Genomic DNA, 20,621 nt, shown 5'->3' with positions numbered 1-20,621 from the left:
AAAATACTCAAAACAAAAACCCGCGCTCTCAGCGCGGGTTTTTCAATGTCCGGAAAGGGTAGGGGGGTCAGCCCGCCTGACGTTCCTCAAAGCTCAGCGCGATGAAGGAGGGCAGGTGATCGCCAAGGCCCACGACTTTGTTGTCGTCCTCCTTGCGGCCACGCCCACGGCGAGAGTGACTGTCCGACTTCGGTTCGGATTTCCGGCTCTCTTCGCGGGGGAGAGCTTCGACCTGCGTTTCTGCCTGAGGCTCGACTTGCGGCGCATCCTCGGTCTTGCGTTTGCGCGACCGGGAGCGTTTCGGTTTGTCGCTTTTGACCTCGGTTTCTTCCTCGACCGGAGCATTTCCGAGCGGATTCTCCAGACGCGGAATTTCCTTCGCGATCAGGGCTTCGACATCGGCGAAATTCTTTTCGTCGCGCGGCTCGCAAATCATGATTGCCTTGCCGTCACGCCCTGCTCGCCCTGTACGACCGATGCGGTGTACGTAATCCTCGGCATGGCTCGGCACGTCGAAGTTGAACACATGAGTGATAGAGGCTACGTCAAGCCCGCGCGCGGCCACGTCGGAGGCCACGAGAATTTTGATCTCGCCATTGCGGAATTTTTCCAGTGTGGCGTTGCGTTGGCTCTGGTCCAGATCGCCGTGGATCGGTGAGGCCTGATAGCCGTATTTGTTCAAGGATTTGGACACGATATCCACATCCGTCTTGCGGTTGCAGAAGATGATGCCGTTTTGCAGCTTGTCGCCCTCGGCGTCGATCAAAGCCCGCAGAAGTTTGCGTTTTTCCGACGCAGCACGATCCCGGCGCGAGCCTTTGAACATCACCACATACTGTTCGATGTTCTCGCCAGAAGTCGCCTGACGCGCCACTTCGATTTTCGCGGGGGCGGAGAGGAAAGTGTTGGTGATCCGCTCGATCTCCGGCGCCATGGTGGCCGAAAAGAACAGGGTCTGGCGGGTAAAGGGCGTCAGGCCGAAGATGCGCTCGATGTCCGGGATGAACCCCATGTCGAGCATCCGGTCGGCCTCGTCCACCACCATGACCTTCACGTCGGAGAGGATCAGCTTGCCGCGCTCGAAATGGTCGAGCAAACGACCGGGCGTCGCGATCAGCACGTCGACGCCCTTGTCGATGAGCGCATCCTGCTCCTTGAAGCTCACGCCGCCGATCAGCAGCGCCTTGGTGAGCTTCATGTATTTCGTATACTGATCGAAGTTCTCCGCCACCTGCGCGGCCAGCTCCCGCGTCGGGCAGAGGACCAGAGAACGCGGCATCCGGGCACGCGCCCGACCACGGGCCAGCATGGTGATCATCGGAAGCACGAAAGAGGCGGTTTTCCCTGTCCCGGTCTGGGCAATGCCCAGCACGTCGCGGCCTTCGAGCGCGGGAGGAATGGCCCCGGCCTGAATGGGCGTTGGGGTCTCATAGCCGACGTCTTCGATGGCCTTGAGAACTTTCGGAGCGAGATTGAGATCGGTGAACTTGGTCAAATTGTGCCTTTCGCGATGGTGCGGCTGTAGAAATGGCCGCAAAACCCCGCGCGGCCCGCCCGGCCAGATTGCCGGAACGTCTTTGGCCGCTCTCTTACGCTTCAATCACGAAAAGGTCAAGGAAAGGCAGATTTGGGGATCAGCCGCCCACGACCACCGCGTTTTCGAGAATGGCGGCCTGCCAGGTCTCCGGGTCGGTGACGGGCATCATGTCGCCCTTGAGCGTGATCCGGGCACCTTCCTCAAGGCCCTGGATCGGGGTGTTCAGGCTGACCTGTACGGAGGCGCCGTGATCCGGGCTGCCGCAGAACGGGCAAAGGCCCATATCGGAGACAAGGATCAACTCGCGCACCTCCGAACCAGGTGTAAGCGGCACCGCATAACCGGTCAGTTCCATCCCCTCGATCCCATTTTTGAGCCGCTCAGGGAAACCCTTCTTCACCTCGTAAGTGGTTTCGGTCACGATCTCTTCGATGGTGATGCCCTTGAGCATGTCCCAGCCGGAGGTCTCGGCAAAGGCCGGAAACCCGAGTGTGGAGACGGCAGTGGCGGAGAGACCGGCGGTGAGGGCGATGCGGCTGACGGACATGGGGGCTCCAGAAAGTGCAGAATTTGCATCAATATAGCGGGTTCTCAAAGCTTTCGCATCCGTGAAAATTGTCTCCGGCAGAAGTTTGCCGCCCCTCGGGAGGCACGGGATGCCTCAAAGCCCGGTGATCAAAAGCATGACGGCGGGGATCAACGAAACAAGGGCGGCGATGACCCATGCGCCATCCCGTCCCGTGAGGCCGATTCCAAGAGCAATCAATGGCAGGGAGAGGGCAATCGGCAGTCCGGGGATGAAGCCGACGAGGATCATGCCAAGACCGCAGAGCGCCGCGAAAATCGCGAAGATCCGCGAGGGGAGTTTTCCGGTTGCGAGCCCGGTGAGGCGTTCGTGAATGAAAGGGTTCAGCTTTGCGGCAACGGCGCGGGCTTTTTCGCTGCCATTGCGGAGTTTGTCCCCGGAAATCTTCCGCTCACGCAGCCAGCGCGGCATCCACAATCCCTGCTTGCCCCGCAGCGTTTGGGCCGCCAGCAGGATCAAAAGGGCACCGGCCATGGCGGGCAGGCCCGGGATGGCGCCGACGAACATCACCAGCATGCCGGTGAGCACGTAAAACGGCCCGACGCCGCGCGACTCCATGGTCCTGACAAGCTCTCCGACAGACAATTCCGAGCCGTCTTTCGTCACCTCATCAAGGTCGCGAAAAATCTTTGTCAGATCGTCATTGCCTGCGCGTTTGCCCATGTCTCTGTTCCCCCTTGAAGGAAGGACGCATGACCGGCCGGAAAGGTTCCCGCAGGCGGGTCGAAATCAGACCATCATCTCTTTCGTCGCCGACAGTTTCAACTCCGGATAATCGCGCTCGATGCGGTCGATGTCCCATTGCAGACGCGTGAGATAGACCGGATCGCCGTCGTGGTCATAGGAGATGTGCTGTTTGTTCGCGTTGATAAACTTGTCCATTTCCAACTTCGGGCCGCTCACCCAGCGGGCAGATGTGAACTGCGATGCATCAAATCGAACAGGCAGCCCGTATTCAAGCTCGATGCGCGAAGCCAGCACTTCAAACTGAAGCGCGCCGACGACACCGACGATGAAGCCCGAGCCAATCGCCGGTTTGAACACTTTCGCGGCACCTTCCTCGGCGAATTGCATCAGTGCTTTTTCGAGATGCTTGGCCTTCATCGGATCGCCAGCGCGCACGCCCTGCAACAGTTCGGGTGCAAAGGAGGGGATGCCGGTCACGCGGATGTCCTCGCCTTCGGTCAGCGTGTCACCGATGCGCAATTGCCCGTGGTTCGGGATGCCGATGATGTCGCCCGCCCAGGCCTCTTCGGCAAGCTCGCGGTCGGAGGCGAGAAATAGCACCGGGTTCGAGATCGCCATCGGCTTTTTCGACCGCACATGGGTCAGTTTCATGCCGCGTTTGAAATGGCCGGAGGCCAGACGCACGAAGGCCACACGGTCGCGGTGTTTCGGGTCCATATTGGCCTGAACCTTGAAGACAAAGCCCATGACCTTGGTTTCTTCCGGGCCGATGGGGCGCGGCTCGGCGGATTGCGGCTGTGGCACCGGACCGTATTTGCCGATCCCGTCCATAAGTTCTTTGACGCCAAAGGAGTTGATCGCGGAGCCGAACCAGATCGGCGTCAACGTGCCGTCGAGAAAAGCCAGGCGGTCGAAAGGTGGCAACAGCTCGCGCGCCATCTCAAGCTCTTCCTTGAGCTGCTCCAACAGGTGCTCTGGCACGTGTTCGGCCAGTTTTGGATCATTCAGCCCTTGGATCTTGATGCTTTCGGCCACCTTGTTGCGGTCGGCGCGATCCATCAGCTCAAGACGATCATTCAACACGTCATAACAGCCAAGAAAATCCCGTCCGACGCCAATCGGCCAAGAGGCGGGCGTCACGTCGATCGCAAGGTTTTCCTGAATTTCGTCAATGATCTCAAGCGTGTCGCGGCTCTCGCGGTCCATCTTGTTACAGAAAGTCAGAATCGGCAGATCGCGTAGGCGACAGACTTCGAAAAGCTTCTGCGTCTGGCTTTCCACGCCCTTTGCCCCGTCGATCACCATGATCGCGGCGTCCACGGCGGTGAGCGTGCGATAGGTATCTTCGGAGAAATCCGAGTGGCCGGGGGTATCGACAAGGTTGAAGCGGTAGCCCGAGAAATCGAACGACATCGCAGAGGCCGACACGGAAATCCCGCGGTCCTTTTCCATCTGCATGAAGTCCGAGCGTGTCCGCCGCGCCTCGCCTTTCGCGCGCACCTGACCGGCCATCTGGATGGCGCCGCCGTACAACAGAAATTTTTCCGTCAACGTCGTCTTACCGGCGTCCGGGTGCGAGATGATGGCGAAGGTCCGGCGACGGGCAATCTCCGGCGGCAATTCGGGGGCGTTATGGCTGCGATCCAACATGCGCGTTCATATACGCGCGGGCGTCTTCCCCGGCAATGGGCCACAAAACAAAAACGCGCCCGACGACAGGCGCGCTCTTTGTCTTCATTGCAGCGGAAATACTCAGTTCCCCGACGCTGATCGCAGTACCTCGGCCGCCACCGAAGGCTCCAGCATCCCGTCGCGCAGTTCGAACGCGCGCGGGGTTTCGGCATAGACGTGCTCGGAGGCGATGCGCGCCTGCACGTCCTCGGGCAAAAACGGTTTCACCCGTCCGTCGACGAACATGCTTTCGGCGGCGATGCCCTCGGCATAGATGATCTCATGGGTGTCGAACAAAAGCTGGAAGTAATCGACGAAACCACCCTCGGCCTGGATCACGTTCTGGCCGTTGACCAGCAGTTTCGCTTTGACGAGCACTTCCGCGCGCCCGGCCCGCACTGCGTCGTGGCGCTGATAGATGAAAATGCGGTGGTTCGGCGAAACGACCAGATCGTGGGCATTGTTCAGCGCCCCTTCGCGGATCACGATGGGGGCGAAGGCCCCGGTGGCACGCACGGTCTGGCTGCCGATCCAGCGCACCTCCTGAGGTCCGTGATCGCGGGTCAGCACGCGGTCGCCGACAGCAAGGTCCTCAATGGGCTTTTGTATCCCGTTGGCCAGCGTGATCCGCGTGCCTCGGGTAAAGGCGACACAGGCGACATCGGCCAGCCGGGTGCGCGCGGTATCCTCGTCGACCTTCACGAGCACATATTCCACGTCCGGCTGCAACGGGGCGAAGGGCAGGAAAAACGTGTCCTCGATCAAGCCGTTCGCATCGGTCTCGACAAGCACAAGAACCTCGATCGTATTGCCGGATCCGGCCATGAAGGTGGCGATGCAGTCGAGGTGAAGGTCATGTCCTTCCGCACCGAGCTCGGTCCCCTTGGACACGCTCAGCTTGTCGCCATTCACGTTGACGGAGAGCCGCCCGCGATTGGCGTGTTTGCGCAGATGGTAGGCATCGGCGAGTTCCAGTTCGGTGGCATTGCTCAACGCCTCACCAAGGTTCACCCCATTGGTGACCCGCAGTGCCCCCGCGCGGTACACGGCAAGACTTTGTACCGGAAGGCCCATCTGGCCCTGAAACTGAGCCTGCATATGATCCCCGATCCCTGCCTTCATACCTTTCCCCGACACTTTCCTCAGAAAACTACCCTTAGCTGGCGTGATTTGTGACGGTCCCGGCACGAAGACCCGCACGATCCTGCCTGCGGCAACGGAGGCCTCATTATGCCGGGACACGGTGACATTGTACATAGGAACACCTGCCACTCTCTTTACGCGACTATACTGGTTAAACAGCCTCAATATGACCGGAAACAATGGCGGGATTTGGGCGAGAGTGGTTCATTCTCTGGTATGCAGCATGGTTCTTGAAAGCGATTATCACGACAGGTGCAGCAGGGTTGGGCACTTGGCGGATGACAAGCCTTGGGTCGGGTTCTACATATCATGACAGAACACAGGAACGGAAGGAGACGGAGATGGAGCTCGGGATCAGGGGCAAACGGGCGCTGGTGTGCGCCTCTTCCAAGGGGTTGGGGCTGGGTTGTGCCCGGGCGCTGGCCGAGGCCGGGGTCGATCTGGTGATGAATGCGCGCGGGGTGGAGACGCTTGAGGTCGCGGCTGCCGATATCCGCACAGAGTTCGGTGTTACGGTCGATACGGTTGCCGCCGATGTGAGCACGCAAGAGGGGCGCGCGGCCGTGCTGGACAAGGCGCAGGGCGTCGACATTCTTGTCACCAACGCCGGTGGCCCGCCGCCGGGCATGTGGACCGACTGGGAGCGTGAGGATTTCATCAAGGCGCTCGACGCCAACATGCTCGCCCCCATCGCGCTGATCAAGGCGCTGGTGCCGGGGATGATGGAGCGGGGCTGGGGCCGGGTCGTCAACATCACCTCCGTTTCCGTCAAGGCGCCCATCGGCGTGCTTGGCCTGTCGAATTCGGCGCGTGCGGGGCTGACCGGCTATGTCGCGGGCACCTCGCGCCAGATTGCGGGCGCGGGCGTGATCATGAACAACCTTCTGCCCGGCTTTCATGCCACCGATCGCATGGTGGGGATGGACGGGACGCAGGCGGAAAAGGCAGGCACCACGCCCGATGCGATCCGTGCCGAACGGTGCAAGACCATCCCCGCCGGGCGTTACGGCACGCCCGAGGAGTTCGGTGCCACCTGTGCCTTTATGTGCTCGCAATTCGCGGGGTTCATGGTGGGCCAGAACATCCTTCTGGATGGCGGCGCGACCAACAGCACGATGTAAACCAAAGTATAAGGGAGCGCCACCATGAGCCACGCCGATGTGAAGGACTATTATGGCAAGGTCTTGCAGGGATCGCAGGATCTCAAAACCAATGCCTGTTGTTCGCCGGATGAGATGTCGGACGGGCTGAAACGCGCGCTCTCCAACATCCATGACGAGGTGCTCTCGCGCTACTATGGCTGCGGGTTGATCGCGCCTGCGGTGCTTGAGGGCGCGCGGGTGCTCGATCTCGGGTCCGGCTCCGGGCGCGATGTCTATGCCCTGTCGCAATTCGTTGGAGAAGAGGGCTTCGTAGTCGGTGTCGACATGACCGAGGAACAGCTTTCTGTAGCTCGACGGCATCAGGACTGGCATGCCGAGCGTTTCGGTTATGCCAAATCCAACGTCGAGTTCCATCAGGGCTATATTGAAAAACTTGACGAGCTGCCTCTGGAAGAGGGTAGTTTCGATGTGATCGTCTCTAACTGCGTGCTGAATCTCGCGATGGATAAACCCGCCGTGCTGCGCGAGGCTTATCGCCTGCTGAAACCCGGTGGGGAGATGTATTTCTCCGACGTTTACGCCGACCGCCGTGTGCCGGAGGCGCTTCGGGCCGATCCGGTACTCTACGGCGAATGCCTCTCCGGTGCGCTTTATTGGAACGATTTCGAATATATGGCGCGGGCGTCGGGCTTTGCCGATCCGCGTCTTGTCACGCATCGGGCCCTGACGGTCGAGAACCCGGTTTTGGAGGCCAGAGTCGCGCCGATCCGTTTCATCTCCGCCACCTATCGCCTGTTCAAACTCGATCTCGAACCCGAATGCGAGGATTACGGTCAGGCGGTGATCTACAAGGGCATGGTGCCGGAGATGCCGCATGTGTTCGATCTCGATGCCGGGCATCGGATCGAGGCGGGCAAGGTGTTTCCGGTCTGTGGCAACACGTTCAAAATGCTGTCGGAAACCCGGTTCGCGCCGCATTTCGACCTTATCGGTGACTTCTCCACGCATTACGGTATTTTCGCGGGCTGTGGCGGTAACAGCCCCTTCGACCGCCTCACCGAGAGTGGCGCGTCAGTCTCTGGCGGCTGTTGCTAAGGCCGCTGCCGCCTGATAGGGAACTTGAGAATTTTCGTCAGACAAAGACCGCGCCCGTGACCGACCCACGTTTGGAAATCCGCAACATCCGCCGCCGTTTTCAGGGCCGCGAGGTGGTTTCCGACGTGTCGCTCAAGGTGATGCCGGGGCAGGTGACCTGTCTTCTGGGACCGTCGGGCTGTGGCAAGTCCACGACGCTACGCATCATTGCGGGTGTCGACATGCAGGACGCGGGCGAGATTTACGTCGACGGTCAACTGGTCTGCGACACGGTTTACCGGGTTCCGCCAGAAAGCCGTTCGATCGGTTTGATGTTTCAGGATTTTGCACTTTTCCCACATTTGTCGGTCTCAGAGAACGTGGGATTTGGCCTCAAAGGACACAAATCCGATAAAAAGCCCCGGATCGAAGAATTGCTCGACAAGGTCGGATTGCTCCCGGCCTATGACAAATATCCGCATGAGCTGTCGGGCGGCGAACAGCAACGTATCGCGCTTGCCCGCGCGCTTGCGCCACGCCCCTCCATCATGCTGATGGACGAACCGTTTTCCGGCCTCGACGAACGTCTGAAAGACGACATCCGCGACAGCACGCTCGACGTGCTCAAGGCGGAAAACACCGCTGTATTGCTGGTGACGCACGAGCCGCACGAGGCGATGCGCATGGCCGATGAGATCGCGCTCATGCGCGACGGGCGGATCGTGCAACAGGGCGCGCCCTATAACATCTACAATGCGCCCACGGATCGTAAAGCGGCAGCGTTCTTTAGCGATATCAACGTGATCCACGGCACGGTTCAGAAACTGGCCGTGACCACCGCCTTCGGGGAGTTCTTTGTCCCCGGCCAGCCGGATGGCACGGACGTGGAGATCGTCATCCGCCCCCAGCATCTGCGCATCGACTTCGACCGTGCAGGTCGCGGCCCGAACCCGACACCGCAGGATGGCACCCCCGCGCGGGGCGTGGTGCAACGCGCCCGTTTCATGGGGCGTGAGAGCCTTGTGGAATTCAGGATGGATTTCGACGGTTCTGTGCTCAAGGCCACGGTGCCTTCGGTCTTCCTGCCGAAACCGGGCACACCGATGTGGCTGATGATGCGCCGGGATCGGTGTTTCGTGTTCCCGGTGAGTGACGCTCTTTGAGTATTTTCGCCATCAGAAAACCAGATGCGCCCCGACCGCCGGTGCATAGCGCAGTGACGCTCCGGAAGGGTTTTCGGCCACACGAGCCGGGGCGGCTTTCCGATGGGCGGTCATCGGCGCTCCCGCCTGTACCGCAAAGTGAAACTGGCCGAGCCTGGTTAACATTGTCTGAACATCAGGCTTTTCTGATGGCGAAAATACTCATTTCAAAACCTTTGAGGCTTTTTGAGCTGCAATGAACTCTGCCAATGTTTTGCCCGGCTCGTCGCGAAACTGCGCGCCGGTGTCGATGACGTTCTCGATCCGGTCGACGCGGAAGGTGCGAAAGTCCTCGCGCGTCTCACACCTGGCGGACATGGTCCAGACCCGCCCCCAGTAATCGAGTTGCAAAGGTCGCACCAGCCGGGTGGTCTTTGTGCCGTCGAGCGACAGATACGCAATGCGCAGCACCTTTTTCTCGCGCACCGCCTGACGCAGGAGCGGCATGTGGCGAAACCCGGTGCGCGCGTCGGCAAAGGCAAAGGGATGCACCGCCATGCCCCATCCGGCGGCGGGCGGGCCGGTGTTTTCCGGCAGCACCGCGTCGATTTTCGCGGCAAGGCTTTTGGCATTCTGTGCCAATTCCGGGTCGGTGGCCTCGCTCAGGATCGCGACGGCAAGGTGCAATGCCTCAAGTTCCCCCATGCTGAGGTTCATGGGCGGCAGGGTGATCGGTGCGGTGATCATGTAGCCGACGCCGCGCTCACCCTCGACCGGCACGCCGGAGGCCTTGAGCGTCGCCATGTCGCGCCAGATCGTGCGCTCAGAGACTTCGACGCATTCCGAGAGTTCCCGCGCGGTGTGCAATCTGCCATCGCGCAGGATCTGGATGAGATCGAACAGGCGGTCGCTGCGCCGGATGCCGGTTTGTTTGCGACCGCCTGCCATGATCAGGCCGTCACGGTCTTGGTGCTGCGATAGAGAACCACGGGCGCGTGTGCCATCTGGATGCTGTCCCGTTCGACCAGTGCCATGAAGACTTGGGCCTCCGGTGCGGCCATGAACCCGGCATCGGCCGCCTTGGCCGCCATGTCATTCGCCCAGACGTAATCTTCGCGCCAAAGCCCGGTTGCGTCGCGAGAGAGCGTGCGGGCGCACAGGCCCTCGCAGTTGTCGAGATAGTCGTCGATGCCCTGTGCTGCCACCATGAAATCCGTTTCGCTCACGCCCTCTTTCAGGCGAAAAGTAACGGTTTCAATTATTTGAATGTCAGTCATCGTGTTTCTCCGATTCGGTTACGATGGTCTGAGAATGCGCCTGTTCAACTGACATAAACCTGTCAGTTGAGGATTTCCAGCGGTCCGGGCCGCGCCAATGTTGTGCAACGGGGCCGCAGGCGCGATTTTGCGCTTTTCCTTCCCTCGCGACCCTTCTAATTCTGGGACCCGCGAGATTAGACCGACGGGCAAACGCCCCTCTCAGATGGAGACTGACATGCTCAACAACATCGGCCTTCCGGGCCTCCTGCTCATCGCTGTCGTGGTGCTGGTCCTTTTTGGCCGCGGCAAGATTTCCGGCCTCATGGGCGAGGTCGGCAAAGGCATCACCTCCTTCAAGAAAGGTGTGGCCGAAGGCACCAAGGAAATCGAAGACGAAGCCGCAAAGGTGGCCAAGGACGTCACCCCCGAAGAAGAAAAAGAGAAAGACAAGGTCTGAGCCTTTCTGGTTCGGCATTTTCGGGGCGGGGCAACCCGTTGGCGTGGCTTTTAGACAAGGCGGTGCAGGATGTTTGACATCGGCATGTCAGAACTTCTGATCATCGGGGTCGTGGCGTTGATTGTCGTCGGCCCCAAGGACCTGCCGGGCATGTTTCGCACGCTCGGACGGTTCACGGCGCGGGCGAAATCCATGGCGCGCGAGTTTTCCCGCGCGATGGAGGCGGCGGCCGATGAAACCGGGGTCAAGGAGGCGACGGACGCTTTGAAAGGCGCGGCCAATCCGAAGAAATTCGGCCTCGACAAGCTCAATGAAGCCGCCGACAAGTTCGAGAAATGGGACCCGATGAAGGCCCCGGACGGTACGCCCGCAGAGAAAACGATGGCGCTTCAGAAGGATGAGCTGAGCCCGGACCGGGCCGAGGCTGCCCAGAAAATCTCCGATGCGGCGGCGAAGAAGGCGACGGAGCGGCTTCAGGCAGAGCTCGACGCTGAGGCGGAAGCGAAGAAGGACGGCGAAGCATGAGCGACAGCGACATCGACGACAGCAGCGCGCCGCTGATCGAACACCTTGCCGAGTTGCGCACGCGAATCATCCGTGCGGCGCTGGCGTTCATCGTGGCGATGGTGATCTGCTTTGCCGTGGCCGGGCAGATCCTCGACTTCCTCCTGATCCCGATTGAGAAAACCATGCGGTCGCTCGGAAACCCGAACCCGGTGATGCAATACACCGCGCCGCAGGAATATTTCTTCACGCTGATCCGCATTTCCATGGTGGGCGGTCTGGCGCTTGCTTTTCCGGTGATCGCATATCAGCTCTGGCGCTTTGTCGCGCCGGGGCTTTATCGCAATGAAAAGAACGCCTTCCTGCCCTTCCTGATCGCCTCTCCGGTGCTCTTCCTGATGGGCGCGGCCTTTGCGCAATTCGTGGTCGTGCCGCTGGCGATGACCTTTTTTCTGGGCTTTGCCGATCTGCCGTCCTTTGTCGGGGCGTTGGTGACCAGTGGCGGCGATGTGGCAACGGCGACCAAGGACACGGGGATCGACATCGTGTTCAACGGGAAGGTCAACGAAAGCCTTGATATCACTCTGAAAATGATCGTGGCCTTTGGGCTGTGTTTCCAGCTTCCGGTGCTTCTGACCCTGATGGGCAAGGCGGGACTTGCCTCTGCGCACGGGCTGCGCTCGACCCGGAAATACGCCGTTGTCGGCATTCTGACCGTTGCCGCTCTGGTGACGCCGCCGGATGTTACGACCCAGCTTATTCTTTTTACCGTGGTCTACGGGCTCTATGAAATTTCGATCTTCCTCGTCGCCCGTGTCGAGAAGAAGCGTACCGAAGAGTTGCGTGCCGCCGGTGTGCTGGATGAGGACGAAGACCTATTCTCCGAGTTTGACGATGAAGACTAAGCTTTTGAAACGCATCGCCGAGGCGCTGGAACGCATGGCGCCCGCGCCTCTGGCCGCGCCGGAATTCGATGCCGCCGATGCCTATGTCTGGCAGACGGAACCGGACGCGCTTCAGCCCGTGACCAAAGTGTCGCGCGTGGACATTTCGCTCCTGATCGGGGTGGATCGGGCGCGCGATACGCTTCTGGAAAACACCCGACAGTTCGCGCGCGGCCTTCCGGCCAACAATGCGCTTTTGTGGGGCGCGCGGGGGATGGGCAAAAGCTCTCTCGTCAAGGCGGTTCATGCCGCTGTGAATGCCGAGGGCACGCCGCTCAAGATCGTCGAGATGCAGCGCGAGGACCTGCCCTCCGTGGCGCGCCTTCTGAACCTGTTGCGCGGGGCGGAGCACCGTTTCGTGCTGTTCTGCGATGACCTGTCCTTCAGCCATGACGACGAGCATTACAAATCGCTCAAGGCGGTGCTCGATGGCGGCATCGAAGGGCGACCCGAGAACGTTCTGTTCTATGCCACCTCGAACCGCCGCCACCTGATGCCGCGCGACATGATCGAGAACGAGCGCAGTTCCGCGATCAACCCTTCGGAGGCGACCGAAGAGAAGGTCTCCCTGTCGGATCGCTTCGGGCTCTGGCTCGGGTTCCATCCCTGCTCGCAGGACGAATATCTGGCGATGATCCGGGGGTATTGTACGGAATACGGTGTCGAGATCGACGACGAGACGCTGCGTGCCGAGGCGATCGAATGGCAGGCCACGCGCGGCGCGCGCTCGGGTCGGGTGGCTTGGCAGTTCTTTACCGATCTGGCGGGGCGCAAGGGCGTGATACTGGGCTGAGTATTTGAGCCATCAGAAAGCCCGGATACGCTTTTGCCGATCCTGGTTTTCTGATGGTCCAAATACTCGCTTTCCCGATCAGTTCAGGTAAGGCGTCGGGTCGACCGTCTGCGTGCCTTTGAACACCATGAACTGCAAAGCGTTGAATTCGTTGGCTGTCACCTTCGCGATGGTCTGGCCACGTTTCACGCTGTCGCCCTTGTTCACCGCGATGTCGTCGATGAAGCTGTAGGCCGTCTGCAAGCCGCCGCCGTGGTCGATGACCATGATTTTCACCCCGTCGGCATTGGTCGAAATCAGCTTCACCGTGCCGTCTTTCGCGGCCTTCACAGGTGTGCCGGCGGTGGCGGCGAAGAGGATGAATTTCGATTTCGTCTTGTCGTAGTCGCGGATGATCGCGCCGGAGACGGGCTTCACCATTTCCGAGGTCGTGGTGGTCTGGGTCGCGCCGAGGTCTGCCGCGGGTTTGGTTTCCTGCGGCGCGGGTTGGGCCGCGGCCGGATCGGGCAGCGGCTCGGCGGCGGAGGGCGGTGTCGGCGTCGGCGAGCCTTGCCCCGGTTCGCTTTCCACGGTCGTGGCGCTGACTTCGGAGGCTTTCACCGGGATCAGCAGGTAGCGCCCTTCGGTGACGGCGAGATCGGAGCCGAGCCCATTCCAGTCTGCGAGCGCGCGCACGGAGATGCCGTATTTGCGTGCGATGGAATAGGCGGTTTCGCCACGCTGCACCTGGTGGCGCACAGGTTCCATGCCCTCGATCGGATCGGAGGCTTGCGCCTGTGTCACTGTGGTCGTGGTCTTGCCGTTTTGCGCGTTGCTGATGCCTTCTTCGGCCAGCGTGGTGATGTCGATGCGCTCGCCGGTCGCGATGGTACCCGCGCGCGTGGTGGTGGAAGACCCGTCGACACGGCGGGGCAGGGCGATGACCTCGCCTTCGCGCAGAGTGACGTCTTCGGTAATGCCATTGTAGCGCGCGAGGTCCCCGGCGGGCAGGCCGGTGCGTGCGGCGACCGAGGCGATGGTGTCGCCGCGTTTGGCGATGGCCACCTGATAATTCGGATAGGAGACGATGCCCTGAGCGTTCGGCGTCGGTTTCGCCATGGTTTTCGCCTCATTCGCGGCGGGTGCGGTGGAGAAGGCGTCGGTCAGGCCGCGCAGGTCGAAATCGACCGGCTTGTCACAGGCCGTAAGCGCCAGCGCGGCACAGCCGGCAAACATCAGACGCAGGGGCTGGCGGGAAGGGGAAATCGTCATGGCTCTGTCCTCGGTTCGGATGCCCGCCTCTCTGATGGAGGCTTTGTCCGTTTTACTCATATGACACTCACGCTTTTGACGCTTGTTTTGTGTCACTCTCACTCCTGACCCATCCCCTCGACGAGGGGCACGAAACGCACGGCGCGCAGTTCTTCGTAGTCGAAACCCGTCTCCGTTCGCGTCACCTTGATCAGGCTCTGCACGGCATCGGACTGGCCCACCGGCAAAACCATGATACCGCCTGTTTTCAACTGCGCCAAGAGGGGGCCGGGGGGGTCTTCTGCGGCGGCGGTCACAAGGATGCGATCAAACGGCGCCTGATCGGGCAGGCCGAAAGATCCGTCTGTGGCCATGGCGGTGATGTTGACGATGCCGAGCCGGTTGAAGATCGCCTGTGCCTCGCGCACGAGGCGGGTATAGCGGTCGACCGTATAGACGCGGCGGGCGAGCTGGCTCAGGACGGCGGCTTGATAGCCCGATCCCGTGCCCACTTCGAGCACCTTGTCGCGCGGCTGTACGTTCAGTGCTTGCGTCATCAGGCCGACGACGGAGGGCTGGGAAATTGTCTGGCCGCAGGCGATGGGCAGCGGCATGTCCTCATAGGCACGGGCGGTGAAAAGCCCCTTGACGAAATCGCCGCGGTCGATCTTTTCCATGGCCGAAAGCGTGCGCGCATCCGTCACACCCTTGGAACGGAGCGTGTAGAGGAATTGCATCTGGCTTTCGGCATCCATTGCCATCAGAGGGCGGCCTCCAGATCGGAGAGCACATCGTGGGCGGTGAGATCGGCGCGCATCGGCGTGATCGAGATATGGCCTTCTAGATTGGCGGTGACATCGGTGCCGGGACCGGTGTCCACCGCCTGTTCCGAGCCGCGCACCCAAAGAAAACGCCGCCCGGTGGGGGAAACCTGTCCCTCCATGGCAAACCCTGCGGTCTGGCGGCGGCCCTGACGGGCGATGACGATATCCTTGGTCTCAGCGGCAGGAATGGGCGGGAAGTTCACATTGTAGAACAGGCGGTAATCCTCGCCTTCTCCCCAGGGGGCATGATCGAGCAGGCGGCGGATAACCTGCGCGCCATGCGCGGCCGCGCTTTCGAACGGATCGTCCATCGTGACATTGCGCGGGCCGAGGAATTGCGACAGGGCGATGGATTTCACCCCCTGAAGCGCGCCCTCCATCGCGCCGCCGATGGTGCCGGAATACATGACGTTTTCGCCCGCATTGTTGCCCCGGTTAACACCGGAAAGCACCAGATCGGGGCGGGCAGGCAGGATGTCGTGCAGACCCGCCAGGACACAATCGGCAGGCGAGCCTTCGGCAGCCCAGCGACGGGGAGCAAGCTCGGAAATCATCGTCGGGTTGGCGTAGGAAATGCAATGCCCGACGCCGGATTGCTCGAACGCCGGGGCCACGACCCAGACCTCTCCCTCTGGCCCGGCCAGTTCTGCCGCGATGGCTTCCAGCGTCTTGAGGCCGGGGGCGTTGATGCCGTCGTCATTGGTGATCAGGATACGCATGGACCCGCTTTCTGTTGTCTTGCCTATCTCCTTAAAGCAGGGGCGGAATCGCGGCAAGCCACGGTCCCCAAAAGAGCCGCGTAAACTTCAGAAAAGCGAATTCAAGCCCGGTTCAGAGCAACCCGGCCTGTTTCAGGAGACGCGGAGCCTCGTCGCGCGGATGTGTCAGCCCGGATCTGTCCTCGCCGGGAAAGAACCGCGCGCGGGTTGCGGTGGGCATCGGCGCGGGGGAGAGCACATGAATGCGCGGTGCTTTCGCCACATGGGCGGTCTCAGCCTGCCAGCTTTTCGCCATGGCGATCTGCGCGGCTTTCGACGCGCCATAGGCACCAAAGAATTTCTCACCTGCATGGGGATCGTCGAAAAACAGCACGTCGCCGGGCGTCGCGGCCATGTTCAGAAGCGGGGAAATCATCGGGATCAGCTTGCCGGTCGCAATGACATTGGTGGTCATCGTGCGGTCGAAATCCTTGGGGTCCATGTGATCGGCGGGCGACAGAAGCTGCGCGTAAATCGCGGTATGCGCCCAGAGATCGAGATGCCCCCAGCGATCGTAGATGCTCCGGCACAGATGTGCCATGGCGTCCGGGTTGGTGATGTCCATCGGCGCGAGCGTGGCCTGACCACCGCGCGCCTTGATCCGGTCGTCCAGTTCCTCAAGCGCGCCGGTGGTCTTGGCCACGGCGACGATGTGATATTCGGGTGCGAGGTTTTCGGCGAGGAAAAAACCAAGACCGCGCGAGGCGCCGGTGATGAGGGCGATTTTCGTTTGCTCTGTCATGACAGCGGTGTGGCGTTTGCGCGCGGAAGCGTCAAGAGGGTTTGAGCGCGCTGCGGTCCAGTGTCCCGGTGGCCTCGTAGAGATCGAGAAGTTCGTCGAGGGAGATGTCTTTTGTCTTGGCGTGTGTCATCTGCGGACGCTCTGTGCCGTCGCCGAAGGTCAGCGTCACGGCACTGCCCAAATCGGCCAGCGGAGAGAGGTCATTGGCCAGTCGGGCGGCGCAGTCGTTGGGTACAGGACCGCCGTCCAGAAGGTCGAGATAGGCATAGAACGCCGGATTCGGAACCTCGGCCCAGAGCGCCACGATCAATGCCTCATCGGAGCCGCGAATGGGCAGGGTGAGCGTGGCGCGAATGAAACGTGCGTCACCTGATCGGCAAAGTTCTGAGGTCAGTTGATCTTTGCCTGCCTTGACAAAGGGCTGATCCCCGCGTGCCTCATGCGGCCACGCAGACGGATGGTCGAACCCGATGTCGATCACGCCGCCGAATGCCCCCTCGGGGTCCATGAGCGCCCGCCAGCGCGGGTCGAGGTCGAGAAGAGAGGCCACTTATTCCGCAGCCGTCTTCATCTCGAACCCTTTGGCGATCATGTCGGAGGGCACGACCGGGTATTCGCCGGAAAAACAGGCGTCGCAATAACGCGGGGCCTTCGGGTCACGGCCCTCGGCCACGCCTGCGGCGCGGTAAAGACCGTCGAGCGAGATGAATTCCAGACTGTCGACACCGAGATGCTGACGCATTTCCTCGACCGACATCTGTGCGGCCAGAAGCTTGTCGCGATCAGGGGTGTCCACCCCATAGAAACACGGCCACATGGTGGGCGGGGAGGCGATGCGGAAATGCACCTCGGCGGCGCCGGCGTCCAAGAGCATGTCCTTGATCTTGCGCGACGTGGTGCCGCGCACCACCGAGTCGTCCACGAGGATGATGCGTTTGTCGCGAATGAGGGCGCGGTTGACGTTGAGCTTGAGGCGCACCCCCATGTTGCGGATCTGCTCGGAAGGTTCGATGAAGGTCCGGCCCATGTACTGATTGCGGATGATGCCCATGCCGTAGGGAATGCCGCTCTGATGGGCGTAACCGATGGCCGCAGGCGTGCCGCTGTCCGGTACCGGACAGACGAGATCGGCATCGACGGGCGATTCCTTGGCCAGCTCCACGCCGATTTGGTGCCGGGTCTCATAGACCGAACGGCCTTCGAGGATGCTGTCGGGGCGGGAGAAATAGACGTGCTCAAAGATGCAGAAGCGGGAGGCCTGCTGCTCGAAGGGTTTCGAACTGGTCAACTTGCCCTGATCCGAGATCACCACCATTTCGCCGGGCTCGATCTCACGCACGAATTCCGCGCCGATGATGTCGAGGGCGCAGGTCTCGGAACTGAGCACATAGCCCTTGTCGCCCACCTTGCCGAGGACAAGCGGTCTCACCCCGCGCGGGTCGCGCACGCCGATGAGTTTTGTGCGGGTCATGGCGACGACGGAGAACGCCCCTTCGACCCGGCGCAGCGCGTCTTTCATCCGCTCGGGGATGTTGCGTTGCAGGGAGCGCGCCATCAGGTGAATGATGCATTCGGAATCCGACGAACTTTGGAAAATCGAGCCACGTTCGATCAGCTCACGGCGTAGCGCATCGGCATTGGTGATATTGCCGTTATGGGCAATCGCCGCGCCCCCCATGGCGAACTCGCCGAAGAAAGGCTGTACGTCGCGGATTGCGGTGGTGCCTTTGGAACCGGCGGTCGAATAGCGGACATGGCCGATGCCGATGGAGCCGGGAAGGGTTTCCATCACCTTTTGCGAGGTGAAGTTGTCACGGACATAGCCGAAGCGGCGCGCGGAATGGAACCCGGCCTCCGGGTCATAGGTGACGATGCCGCCCGCTTCCTGACCACGGTGTTGCAGGGCGTGCAGTCCGAGCGCAATAAAGGAGGCCGCATCGGTGACACCGATCGCGCCGAAGACACCGCATTCCTCCTTGAGCTTGTCATCGTCGAACGGGTGAGACGGGGGCATGGTGTGCATGAAGCCTGGCTCCGAATCCTGTAGCGGGCGTTTTCGACCCTCCTTTAAGGCCTCAGGGCCCGAGTGTCACGAAAGGATCACATAGCATTTCGTCACATCTTGCGTGTCGGGAACAGGTTGCGAGGCGCAGATATGAAAAAGGCGACCCGTGGGCCGCCCTCTCTGTTATTCGGTGCAGGTGGAGACCAGGGCCTCGTAACGCTGGGTGATCCAGTCCGGCGCACTGTCCGGCAGGCTTTCGTCGATCTTGTCCTGCGAACGGGCAAAGACTTTCGCGGTGCGGGAGTTTTCCAGAACTTCGATCGGATCGCCGGTGGAGACGCGATCAACGACCACAAGCACGATGGCGACCAGAACGATACCGCGAATGACGCCGAAGAGAAAGCCGAGCCCTTGGTCGATCCCGCCCAGAGCCGAGCGTTGCACGGCGGAGGAGAACAGCGGGGTGAAGACGGAGACGATGATCAGCGCGAGCGCGAAGACCGCAAAGAAGCCGGTGATCACCGAAAGCTCGCAGGAGCCCGCGATGTAATCGCCGAGGTAAGGCACTTCCTTGACCAGCGGCACGGCTTTCGGTGCGAAGATGTAGCCGAGAATGGCGGCCACGATCCAGCCGGCGATGGCCATGCCCTCGCGCACGAAGCCGCGCGAATAGGCCAGAAGCGCCGAGACGATGATGACCAGCGCAACGATGCCGTCGATGATTGTAAAGCCGTCCATGGGCGCCTCACTCGTTTTTGGGCGCGTTAACCCGCGCCGAAGACCTCTCCGACAAAGCCCACCAGATCGCTCATCTGACGGATCTCCATGCCGCTTTTCTCGCCCGCTTTCGATTGCGACGGGGCGATGGCTGAGGAAAAACCAAGTTTTCGCGCTTCTTTCAACCTGTTTTCGGTTTGACCAACCGGTCTGAGACTGCCGGAGAGCGAAAGTTCCCCGAAAACCACACAATCTTTCGGCAGGGCGGCATCCTCACGCGCCGACAAAAGTGCGGCTGCCACTGCAAGATCGGCGGCGGGTTCCGATACTTTCATCCCGCCCGCGACGTTCAGGTAGACATCGAGCCCCGCAAAAGGAATCCCACAACGCGCTTCCAGAACGGCAAGGATCATCGCAAGGCGCGAGCCGTCCCAGCCGACCACCGTGCGCCGCGCTTGCGCATGGGGAGAGGGGGCGACGAGGGCCTGAAACTCGACGAGAACCGGCCTTGTGCCTTCAATCCCCGCAAAAACCACCGATCCCGGCGCGGGTTCGTCGCGTTCCGACAGGAACAGCGCGGAGGGGTTGGTGACTTCCGACAGACCGTCGCCGGTCATCTCAAAGACGCCGATTTCATGCGCCGGGCCGAAACGGTTTTTCACCGCACGCAGCAGGCGGAACTGATGTCCGCGCTCGCCTTCGAAATAGAGCACAGTATCGACCATATGTTCGACCACGCGCGGCCCGGCCAACTGGCCCTCCTTGGTCACATGGCCGACCAAAACGACGGACACGCCACGGGTTTTCGCAAAGCTCACAAGTTCGTGCGCCGCCGCGCGCACCTGCGACACCGAACCCGGCGCGCTTTCGACATTGTCAGCCCACATGGTCTGAATCGAGTCGATAATCACCAGATCGGGCCGCTCCGTCTCAAGCGTCGTCAGAATGTCACGCAAGTTGGTTTCCGCCCCAAGCTGCACGGCCGCTTCCTCCAGCCCCAGCCGCTGCGCCCGCATCCGCACCTGTGCGCTGGCCTCCTCGCCGGAGATGTAGATCACCTTGAGCCCCGCGCCCGCGAATTTCGCCGCTGCCTGCAACAGAAGCGTCGATTTGCCGATGCCGGGATCGCCACCGACCAGAATGGCCGAGGCAGGCACAAGCCCACCACCCAGAACCCGGTCGAATTCCTCCATGCCGGACGCGGTGCGCGGGGGCGGGGCTTCTTTCGTGGCGAGTGTCGTGAGCGGAATTTCCTTGCCCCGCATTCCGCCCAGCGTTTTCGTCGTGGGACCGGCGGCGGAGAGGGGTTTTTCCTCGGAGATCGTGTTCCATTCGCCGCAACCATCACAGCGCCCGGACCATTTGTTGGTCACCGCCCCGCAATTGGAGCAAACGAAGTTCTTCTGTGCCTTGGCCATCTGCGGCTCCCGGATTGTTCTTTTTTT

Annotated in this window: 22 protein-coding genes; 7 read left to right on the top strand and 15 right to left on the bottom strand. The window is 61.3% G+C overall.

Annotation, left to right across the window (positions count from 1 at the left end):
• Positions 1-67: 67 nt before the first annotated feature.
• From C8N42_RS09340 to C8N42_RS09320, 5 genes are all read right to left on the bottom strand, one after another.
• Positions 68-1,495 carry a DEAD/DEAH box helicase gene (locus C8N42_RS09340; protein ID WP_107816304.1) on the bottom strand — a complete coding sequence of 476 codons (1,428 nt, stop codon included), beginning with the start codon at positions 1,493-1,495 and terminating at the stop codon, positions 68-70.
• A 139-nt stretch (positions 1,496-1,634) separates the two neighbouring features.
• The gene (locus tag C8N42_RS09335) at positions 1,635-2,084 is read right to left on the bottom strand and encodes a hypothetical protein (RefSeq protein ID WP_107816303.1); all 450 of its coding nucleotides are present in this window, start codon (positions 2,082-2,084) and stop codon (positions 1,635-1,637) included.
• Positions 2,085-2,198: 114 nt separating this feature from the next.
• Complete coding sequence (locus tag C8N42_RS09330; protein ID WP_107816302.1) at positions 2,199-2,786, bottom strand: exopolysaccharide biosynthesis protein; 588 nt, start codon at positions 2,784-2,786, stop codon at positions 2,199-2,201.
• A 66-nt stretch (positions 2,787-2,852) separates the two neighbouring features.
• A complete protein-coding gene (locus C8N42_RS09325) occupies positions 2,853-4,460 on the bottom strand; it encodes a peptide chain release factor 3 (RefSeq protein WP_107816301.1) in 1,608 nt (535 codons plus the stop codon).
• Positions 4,461-4,562: 102 nt separating this feature from the next.
• Positions 4,563-5,738 (bottom strand): Hint domain-containing protein, encoded by a 1,176-nt coding sequence (locus C8N42_RS09320; protein ID WP_245890022.1) that lies wholly within the window; start codon positions 5,736-5,738, stop codon positions 4,563-4,565.
• A gap of 227 nt (positions 5,739-5,965) precedes the next feature.
• Here C8N42_RS09320 and C8N42_RS09315 point away from each other — a divergent pair, with 227 nt between their 5' ends.
• The 3 genes from C8N42_RS09315 to C8N42_RS09305 are packed head-to-tail and all read left to right on the top strand — an operon-like array spanning position 5,966 to position 8,964.
• Complete coding sequence (locus C8N42_RS09315; RefSeq protein ID WP_107816299.1) at positions 5,966-6,745, top strand: SDR family oxidoreductase; 780 nt, start codon at positions 5,966-5,968, stop codon at positions 6,743-6,745.
• Positions 6,746-6,769: 24 nt separating this feature from the next.
• On the top strand, positions 6,770-7,822 hold the full coding sequence (locus tag C8N42_RS09310; protein WP_107816298.1) for a methyltransferase domain-containing protein: 1,053 nt from the start codon (positions 6,770-6,772) through the stop codon (positions 7,820-7,822).
• A gap of 56 nt (positions 7,823-7,878) precedes the next feature.
• Complete coding sequence (locus C8N42_RS09305) at positions 7,879-8,964, top strand: ABC transporter ATP-binding protein (RefSeq protein ID WP_107816297.1); 1,086 nt, start codon at positions 7,879-7,881, stop codon at positions 8,962-8,964.
• 201 nt (positions 8,965-9,165) lie between these two features.
• Here C8N42_RS09305 and C8N42_RS09300 read toward each other — a convergent pair whose 3' ends face one another.
• Complete coding sequence (locus tag C8N42_RS09300; protein WP_107816296.1) at positions 9,166-9,891, bottom strand: helix-turn-helix transcriptional regulator; 726 nt, start codon at positions 9,889-9,891, stop codon at positions 9,166-9,168.
• A 2-nt stretch (positions 9,892-9,893) separates the two neighbouring features.
• Positions 9,894-10,220: a hypothetical protein gene (locus tag C8N42_RS09295; RefSeq protein WP_107816295.1), complete on the bottom strand. Its 327-nt coding sequence runs from the start codon at positions 10,218-10,220 to the stop codon at positions 9,894-9,896.
• Between the two features lie 217 nt (positions 10,221-10,437).
• Between C8N42_RS09295 and C8N42_RS09290 the strand changes: the two genes are divergently transcribed.
• The 4 genes from C8N42_RS09290 to C8N42_RS09275 all read left to right on the top strand — a co-directional run bounded on the left by C8N42_RS09290 (position 10,438) and on the right by C8N42_RS09275 (position 12,900).
• Positions 10,438-10,659, top strand: coding sequence for a twin-arginine translocase TatA/TatE family subunit (locus tag C8N42_RS09290; RefSeq protein ID WP_107816294.1), 222 nt, complete (start codon positions 10,438-10,440; stop codon positions 10,657-10,659).
• A gap of 69 nt (positions 10,660-10,728) precedes the next feature.
• Positions 10,729-11,184, top strand: coding sequence for a Sec-independent protein translocase protein TatB (gene tatB, locus C8N42_RS09285; protein WP_107816293.1), 456 nt, complete (start codon positions 10,729-10,731; stop codon positions 11,182-11,184).
• Positions 11,181-12,068 (top strand): twin-arginine translocase subunit TatC, encoded by an 888-nt coding sequence (tatC, locus tag C8N42_RS09280; protein WP_107816292.1) that lies wholly within the window; start codon positions 11,181-11,183, stop codon positions 12,066-12,068. The genes tatB and tatC overlap by 4 nt, the downstream gene beginning before the upstream one ends.
• Positions 12,058-12,900, top strand: coding sequence for an ATP-binding protein (locus tag C8N42_RS09275; protein WP_107816291.1), 843 nt, complete (start codon positions 12,058-12,060; stop codon positions 12,898-12,900). Before tatC ends, C8N42_RS09275 begins: the two co-directional genes overlap by 11 nt.
• Before the next feature lie 78 nt (positions 12,901-12,978).
• On the opposite strand, the gene C8N42_RS09270 is transcribed toward C8N42_RS09275, so the two are convergent.
• From C8N42_RS09270 to radA, 8 genes are all read right to left on the bottom strand, one after another.
• Positions 12,979-14,151, bottom strand: coding sequence for a LysM peptidoglycan-binding domain-containing protein (locus C8N42_RS09270; protein ID WP_107816290.1), 1,173 nt, complete (start codon positions 14,149-14,151; stop codon positions 12,979-12,981).
• A gap of 98 nt (positions 14,152-14,249) precedes the next feature.
• The gene (locus C8N42_RS09265) at positions 14,250-14,891 is read right to left on the bottom strand and encodes a protein-L-isoaspartate(D-aspartate) O-methyltransferase (protein WP_107816289.1); all 642 of its coding nucleotides are present in this window, start codon (positions 14,889-14,891) and stop codon (positions 14,250-14,252) included.
• Complete coding sequence (gene surE / locus C8N42_RS09260) at positions 14,891-15,673, bottom strand: 5'/3'-nucleotidase SurE (RefSeq protein ID WP_107816288.1); 783 nt, start codon at positions 15,671-15,673, stop codon at positions 14,891-14,893. Before surE ends, C8N42_RS09265 begins: the two co-directional genes overlap by 1 nt.
• A 112-nt stretch (positions 15,674-15,785) precedes the next feature.
• Complete coding sequence (locus C8N42_RS09255; protein WP_107816287.1) at positions 15,786-16,454, bottom strand: SDR family NAD(P)-dependent oxidoreductase; 669 nt, start codon at positions 16,452-16,454, stop codon at positions 15,786-15,788.
• A gap of 31 nt (positions 16,455-16,485) precedes the next feature.
• Positions 16,486-17,004 (bottom strand): DUF2199 domain-containing protein, encoded by a 519-nt coding sequence (locus C8N42_RS09250; RefSeq protein WP_107816286.1) that lies wholly within the window; start codon positions 17,002-17,004, stop codon positions 16,486-16,488.
• Positions 17,005-18,477 carry an amidophosphoribosyltransferase gene (purF, locus tag C8N42_RS09245; RefSeq protein WP_107816285.1) on the bottom strand — a complete coding sequence of 491 codons (1,473 nt, stop codon included), beginning with the start codon at positions 18,475-18,477 and terminating at the stop codon, positions 17,005-17,007.
• Positions 18,478-18,642: 165 nt separating this feature from the next.
• On the bottom strand, positions 18,643-19,197 hold the full coding sequence (locus C8N42_RS09240) for a CvpA family protein (protein ID WP_107816284.1): 555 nt from the start codon (positions 19,195-19,197) through the stop codon (positions 18,643-18,645).
• A gap of 26 nt (positions 19,198-19,223) precedes the next feature.
• Positions 19,224-20,594, bottom strand: coding sequence for a DNA repair protein RadA (gene radA / locus C8N42_RS09235; RefSeq protein WP_107816283.1), 1,371 nt, complete (start codon positions 20,592-20,594; stop codon positions 19,224-19,226).
• Positions 20,595-20,621 lie beyond the last annotated feature (27 nt).

Source organism: Celeribacter persicus (genome assembly GCF_003050785.1).
Classification (GTDB): Bacteria; Pseudomonadota; Alphaproteobacteria; order Rhodobacterales; family Rhodobacteraceae; genus Celeribacter; species Celeribacter persicus.
Note: the sequence above shows the minus strand (reverse complement) of the source record. Positions and strands in the feature narration are given on the sequence as shown.

What these genes read in the sequence shown, in the direction of transcription:
- C8N42_RS09295 (WP_107816295.1), bottom strand. Translation starts at nt 10,220, where the DNA reads ATGACTGACATTCAAATAATTGAAACCGTTACTTTTCGCCTGAAAGAG.
- C8N42_RS09300 (WP_107816296.1), bottom strand. Translation starts at nt 9,891, where the DNA reads ATGGCAGGCGGTCGCAAACAAACCGGCATCCGGCGCAGCGACCGCCTG.
- C8N42_RS09315 (WP_107816299.1), top strand. Translation starts at nt 5,966, where the DNA reads ATGGAGCTCGGGATCAGGGGCAAACGGGCGCTGGTGTGCGCCTCTTCC.
- C8N42_RS09265 (WP_107816289.1), bottom strand. Translation starts at nt 14,891, where the DNA reads ATGGCAATGGATGCCGAAAGCCAGATGCAATTCCTCTACACGCTCCGT.
- C8N42_RS09335 (WP_107816303.1), bottom strand. Translation starts at nt 2,084, where the DNA reads ATGTCCGTCAGCCGCATCGCCCTCACCGCCGGTCTCTCCGCCACTGCC.
- purF (WP_107816285.1), bottom strand. Translation starts at nt 18,477, where the DNA reads ATGCACACCATGCCCCCGTCTCACCCGTTCGACGATGACAAGCTCAAG.
- C8N42_RS09240 (WP_107816284.1), bottom strand. Translation starts at nt 19,197, where the DNA reads ATGGACGGCTTTACAATCATCGACGGCATCGTTGCGCTGGTCATCATC.
- tatB (WP_107816293.1), top strand. Translation starts at nt 10,729, where the DNA reads ATGTTTGACATCGGCATGTCAGAACTTCTGATCATCGGGGTCGTGGCG.
- tatC (WP_107816292.1), top strand. Translation starts at nt 11,181, where the DNA reads ATGAGCGACAGCGACATCGACGACAGCAGCGCGCCGCTGATCGAACAC.
- C8N42_RS09325 (WP_107816301.1), bottom strand. Translation starts at nt 4,460, where the DNA reads ATGTTGGATCGCAGCCATAACGCCCCCGAATTGCCGCCGGAGATTGCC.
- C8N42_RS09310 (WP_107816298.1), top strand. Translation starts at nt 6,770, where the DNA reads ATGAGCCACGCCGATGTGAAGGACTATTATGGCAAGGTCTTGCAGGGA.
- C8N42_RS09320 (WP_245890022.1), bottom strand. Translation starts at nt 5,738, where the DNA reads ATGTACAATGTCACCGTGTCCCGGCATAATGAGGCCTCCGTTGCCGCA.
- C8N42_RS09290 (WP_107816294.1), top strand. Translation starts at nt 10,438, where the DNA reads ATGCTCAACAACATCGGCCTTCCGGGCCTCCTGCTCATCGCTGTCGTG.
- C8N42_RS09330 (WP_107816302.1), bottom strand. Translation starts at nt 2,786, where the DNA reads ATGGGCAAACGCGCAGGCAATGACGATCTGACAAAGATTTTTCGCGAC.
- surE (WP_107816288.1), bottom strand. Translation starts at nt 15,673, where the DNA reads ATGCGTATCCTGATCACCAATGACGACGGCATCAACGCCCCCGGCCTC.
- C8N42_RS09270 (WP_107816290.1), bottom strand. Translation starts at nt 14,151, where the DNA reads ATGACGATTTCCCCTTCCCGCCAGCCCCTGCGTCTGATGTTTGCCGGC.
- C8N42_RS09255 (WP_107816287.1), bottom strand. Translation starts at nt 16,454, where the DNA reads ATGACAGAGCAAACGAAAATCGCCCTCATCACCGGCGCCTCGCGCGGT.
- radA (WP_107816283.1), bottom strand. Translation starts at nt 20,594, where the DNA reads ATGGCCAAGGCACAGAAGAACTTCGTTTGCTCCAATTGCGGGGCGGTG.
- C8N42_RS09275 (WP_107816291.1), top strand. Translation starts at nt 12,058, where the DNA reads ATGAAGACTAAGCTTTTGAAACGCATCGCCGAGGCGCTGGAACGCATG.